Annotated in this window: 1 protein-coding gene; it reads right to left on the reverse strand. The window is 31.7% G+C overall.

Going from position 1 to position 284, the window contains the following annotated elements:
* A partial coding sequence (locus tag R0J92_RS22485; RefSeq protein ID WP_411053292.1) for a hypothetical protein occupies window positions 1-284 on the reverse strand: 284 nt, incomplete at both ends.

Below are 284 nucleotides of genomic sequence, written 5' to 3' on the forward strand. Positions count from 1 at the left end.
GAATAAATTCAAAACAAACTCGCTTTGTACTAATAAGTGAATCATATAACTTCTCCGTCTCTTCTAAAAGCTCCAAATCTCGTGTCCTTAATTTTGACTTCTCAACTCGGCTCAACTCTTTTTTAATTATTTCTTCGTTTTTAATATCATGCTCCAAACTAGAGACTACATCTTTTAAAGCTCTTTCGTCTCTTAAGTTATGGCGATTTTGCATTTCTAATTCTTGGACCATTTCATAAATTGGATTTAATTGTTTTTTATAGTGACGCACCACATAGTTATAG

Origin of the sequence: Tritonibacter sp. SIMBA_163, assembly GCF_046535935.1 — a bacterium.
Taxonomy (GTDB): domain Bacteria; phylum Pseudomonadota; class Alphaproteobacteria; order Rhodobacterales; family Rhodobacteraceae; genus Epibacterium; species Epibacterium scottomollicae.